This is a genomic window from Kitasatospora sp. NPDC093806, from assembly GCF_040683335.1.
Lineage (GTDB): Bacteria > Actinomycetota > Actinomycetes > Streptomycetales > Streptomycetaceae > Kitasatospora.
In genome coordinates this window covers 1-4,480 of sequence record NZ_JBFBDO010000221.1, presented here as the reverse complement: position 1 = coordinate 4,480, position 4,480 = coordinate 1, and the positions used below count along the sequence as shown (strand labels likewise).

Here is a 4,480-nt window from a genome sequence, read left to right as displayed (position 1 = left end):
GAGCGGACGGCGCGCCGGTCGCCGATCGGCACGCCGGCGGCGCGCAGTGGCTGGTCGCGGCGGCCGCCGTGCTGGACGGCCGGACCGTCGCCGCCGCCCGCGACCTGTGGGTGCTGCCACTGATCGCCCCCACCGCCGACGCCCAGGCCCTGGCCCGCGACACCCTCGCCGAACTCATCGAGAAGGCCGCCAATCGGAGCCTCGCGCACGCCGCCGAGGAACTCTCGCGCAGCACGGCCGCCCGCGCCGAACGGCTCGCCCGTACCGGCGCGGCCCTGCTCGCCGAGCACCGCGACCTGCCCGAGGGCCGCGACTCCCGGCTGCGCCTGGAGGCCGCCCTGCGGGAGATCGACGCGGGCTTCGCCGCGGCCGACCTGCCTGCCGCGCTGGCCGGCATACGGGCCGAACTGGTCGCGGCGGTCGCGCCCTCGTGACGTCCGTACCCCTGCCCGTCGCGCCGCCCGCCACCGGGTCGTCGCTCACCGGTGTGCCCGTTGCCCGCTCGGACGGTGCACCGCCCGCCGGTGTGCCCGCCGTCCCGCTGCGCTGGGAGCGCCGTGAGCCGCCGCTGACGCCCGCCGCCGTGCTCGCGGTCGGCGACGCCGTCCCCGCGCTGGCCGCCGCCACCCGGGAACGGCTCGCCGATGGGGCCCGGCTCGGCGTCCTCGCCGACGATGACGTGCTGCTCGTCCTCGGGGCGGAGACCGACCTGCCGTGGTCGGACGGCGCCCGCTACCTCGGCCGCGACGGCGAGTTGCTGGTGCCCACCACCGCCCGCCCGCTGCCCGCCGCCCCGCTGTGGCGCGCCGCCCTCGGCGCGGCACCCGGCGAGCTCTGCGTGCTCACCCCCGACCACGCCCTCGTCGCGCCGGTTCCCGCCCCCGCCACCGACCCGGAGGCGCTCACGCCGTACACCCGGAGGGCGGAGCGGTGAGCGCCGTACACCGACGTCCGGTCACCGTGACCCCCGCACCCCATTCCTGGAGGGTCGGCCGATGAGCGGCGCCCGTATGCCGGTCGGGCTCGCCTCCTGGGCGGGCTCGCTGTCCGCGCCGAGACCCGAACTCGCCGTTGCCCTTGGCTCGTTGCTGCGTCGGCTGGGCGTCCCCGCCGCGTGCCGACGGCCCGCGCCCGCACCCCACTCCCGGAGGGTCGGCCGATGAGCGGCGCCCGTATGCCGGTCGGGCTCGCCCCATGGGCGGGTTCGCTGTCCGCGCTGAGCCCCGAACTCGCCCTCGCGCTCGGCCCGTTGCTGCGCCGGCTGGACGCCCTCGTCGGCACCCGCGAGCCGGTGCCGGACGCCGGACCGGGCGACCCGGAGGGGCTGGGCGGGATCGGCCGGTCCGGGCGGCCGGACCAGCTGCTGCCCGGCGAATGGCTGCTCGCCGAAGAGCACCCCGACGAGTTCCTGCGCCGCTACGTCGACGGCGAACTCCTCTACCTCGCGCCAGAGTTCAGCACCCCCACCAGCCGCGGCCGGACGGTCGCCCTGGTGGACGCCGGACCGACCCAGGCGGGCGCGGGCCGGCTGGTCCAGCTCGCCGCGCTGCTCGTGCTGCACCGGCGGGCCGCCGCGCGCGGCAGCGAGCTGCTGGTGGGCGTCCTCGGCGACGAGCCCGGCGCGTGGCTCACCGGCGAATCCGCCGAGTCCGCCGAGCTCGCCGAACTGCTGCCCGCCTGGCTGCGCTCCCGCCGCACCGCCGACCCGACCCCCGAGGACGTGCACCGGGCCGCCACCGCCCTCGACGCCGCCGACCAGGCCTGGCTGCTCACCTCGCCCCGCCTCGCCGACCTGCTCTCGTCCGGGCGGCCCGCCACTCTCCCGAGGGTCCTGGCGAGCGAGGCGAGCCGCTGGGGCGAGGCCGGCGCCACCCACGTGACCGTCCGCCTCGACCACGCCGCGCTCGAACTCCCGCTGCCCGCCGGGGACATCGCCGTCCGGGCGCTGCGCGGCAAGGAGTTCCGCCGGAGTGGCCCGGTCGTCGGCACGCTGCCCGTGTCCGCGACGACGGCCGACGCGCCTGGGGGCCTGCTGCCCGTCTTCAACTCCGAGGCCACCACCCTGCTCATGCGGGGTGCGCGCCAGGGGATGCTGCTCGCCGTCGAGGTGCGCGACCCCGACCGGCGCGACGTCGCCCTCGTCCAGCCCAAGCAGCACCGGATGAACGGGCCGGTGATCGCCGCCGCCCGGATCGGCCGCCGCCTGATCGCCCTGCACCTCTCCCGGGGCCGGGTGCTCCGGTACGTCAGCGGCCGCGCGCTCGGGACACCCGGCGAGTTCGCCGTCGACCCGGCCGAACTCGGCCTCGACGAAGCCCTGTTGGCGGAGCTGGCGGACCGCCCGGTGCTGCCGCTGCTGCGCGCCGGTGACGACCTGCTGATGCCGCTCGCCGGCCGCTGGCGCCGGTTCGCGTCCGACGGCACGGTCACCGACGACGGCCCGGTCGCGCCCGGTGCCGAGGGCCCGCTGCACTTCGACCGGTTCCGCGAACCCCGGCTGTTCGGCGGGGTGTTGCCGCCGGAGACCGCGCGGGCCCGGCACCTGGTGCACGCGGGCGGCGCGGTCGCCTGGTCGGAGGACGGCAAGGACTGGACGGCGCTGACCAAGGTGGGCGATGAGCGGCGGATCGCCTTCCAGGATAACGCCGAGGTGATCGGCCTGGTCCTCGACCGCGAAGAACCGGTGCTGATCACCCGCTCGCCCGGCGGCCGCCTGGTGCGCGCGGTGCGCGCCGACGGTGTCCGCACGCTGATCGGGTTCTCCGCTCCGCTCGCCGTGCCCACCGTGCACCCCACCCTGCCGCTGATCGCCGCCGAGACCAAGCCGGGCCGACTCGTCATCGGCGACCCCACCACCGGCCGGATCCACCACATGATCGGGAGTGCCGAATGAACGCCGCCGGCGCCGGCGCCAACGCCGCGGGCTTCGTCCTGGACGTGCCCCTGATCGGCCCGGCGGAGGCCGCGGACCGGGTCCTCGCACTCTGGAGCGAGGGTGCACGCCTGCGCGAACTCCCGGACGGCTGCTGGCTGTTGACACTCCCCGAGGAGGTCCCGTTCCGCCCGGACCGGGCACCCGGCGTGCCGCTGGAGCGTCGTCGCACCGGCGCGTTGGCGGCGACCGGGACGCCGGCCGGGGCGGACGCCGGGACAGAGGCCGAACCGGCCCCGGCCGGACAGCTCGTGCTCACCCGAGGCGGGCAGGCGGTCACCCACACCATCGCCGAACTGCCCGAAACCGACCCGTCCGGTTGGCTCTCCCTCGCGGGCCTCACCCTGCACCGCCCGCGCCCGGTCGGCGCGGCCCCGGCCCCCGAGGCCGCGCCGGTGGACGAGGCCCTCCCCGCGCCCGGCCGGCCGGACCTGCGGGCGGTGGCGGGCATCAAGCCGCCCTCCGAGCGCGCCCGTCGGCTGATCGCCGACGCCCCTGGCTCCGACACCCCGGGTTCCGGCGCCTCCGGTGCCCGGTCCCGGTGGCGCGCCGTCCTGCGGTGGCCGGCCCGGCCCGCCATCTCCTCCGGCTCGCTCGCCTACACCGTCGTCATCCTCCTCCTGGCGGTGCTGCCGGGCCTGTTCCTGGCCACCGACCTGGTCCGGCTGATCCAGGAACGCGGCTTCAGCCTGGGCGGCGTCTGCTTCGCCGTCCTCGTCGGATCGGTCGTCTACCGCCTGCTCCCCGGCCTGCCCGGGGACGGCGCCGCTTCCGCCGGGACCGCCGCCGCCGGGACCGCCGCCGGGACCTCCGCCCGTGCTCCCAGGCGCCGTGCCCGCCGCCCGCTCCTCGGCCACCTGCTGGCCCGCCTCACCCTGCACACCCCGGCCGCCCGCCTGCTCTACGGGCGGCACATGCGCTACCTGCACGACCTGACCCGCGCCTTCGAACAACAGCGCTGGGAGGACGCCCTGCGCGACGCCTTCCCGCTCGCCGCCCCGGACAAGAAGCCGGACATGACGCCCGGCACCAAGACCGAGGACGCGCGCACCTGGCTCTCCCTCGCCCTGCCCCGCCGCTTCACCGGCGCGCTGCGCCCCACCCCGCAGGGCAAGACCACGACCACCGCGACCCCGTTCCACGGCGCCACCGCGCACCAGCACCTCACCGCGCTCTACCGGCAGGCGGCCGAACGGCTGGCCCAGCAGGGCCGGATCGACGAGGCCGCCTACGTCCTCGCCGATCTGCTGGACGCCCCCGAGGAGGCCGTCGCCCTGCTCGACCGGCACGGCCGTTCCGCGCAGGCCGCCGAACTCGCCGAGGGCCGCGACCTGGCCGCCGACCTGGTCGTCCGCCTCTGGTGGCGGGCCGGCGACCGCGACCGCGCCGTCCGGACCGCCCACCGCCGGGGCGCCTTCGCCACCGCCGTCGAACGTCTCGCCGCCACCGACCCGGCGTCCGCCCGCGGGCTGCGCGTCGCCTGGGCCGAGCACTGCCGGGCCGCCGGCGACCGGTTCGGCGCCGTCGAAGCCGTCTGGCCCGACGAGG

3 protein-coding genes and 1 pseudogene are annotated in these 4,480 nt (G+C 77.8%); all 4 read left to right on the top strand.

Annotation, left to right across the window (positions count from 1 at the left end; all coding sequences use genetic code 11):
- Positions 1-434 (top strand): annotated as a pseudogene (locus AB0N76_RS39315) (AAA family ATPase); the annotation flags it as partial.
- Entirely contained in the window at positions 431-934 is a 504-nt protein-coding gene (locus AB0N76_RS39310; protein ID WP_363565657.1) for a hypothetical protein, read from the top strand. The pseudogene AB0N76_RS39315 and the gene AB0N76_RS39310, both read left to right, overlap by 4 nt.
- 225 nt (positions 935-1,159) lie before the next feature.
- Positions 1,160-2,893 (top strand): hypothetical protein, encoded by a 1,734-nt coding sequence (locus tag AB0N76_RS39305; protein ID WP_363565656.1) that lies wholly within the window; start codon positions 1,160-1,162, stop codon positions 2,891-2,893.
- Positions 2,890-4,480: bpX6 domain-containing protein (locus AB0N76_RS39300; RefSeq protein WP_363565655.1), on the top strand; the 1,591-nt coding region annotated here is incomplete at its 3' end. The genes AB0N76_RS39305 and AB0N76_RS39300, both read left to right, overlap by 4 nt.

Coding starts and splice junctions, on each gene's coding strand:
- AB0N76_RS39305 (WP_363565656.1), top strand. CDS start 1,160: ATGAGCGGCGCCCGTATGCCGGTCGGGCTCGCCCCATGGGCGGGTTCG.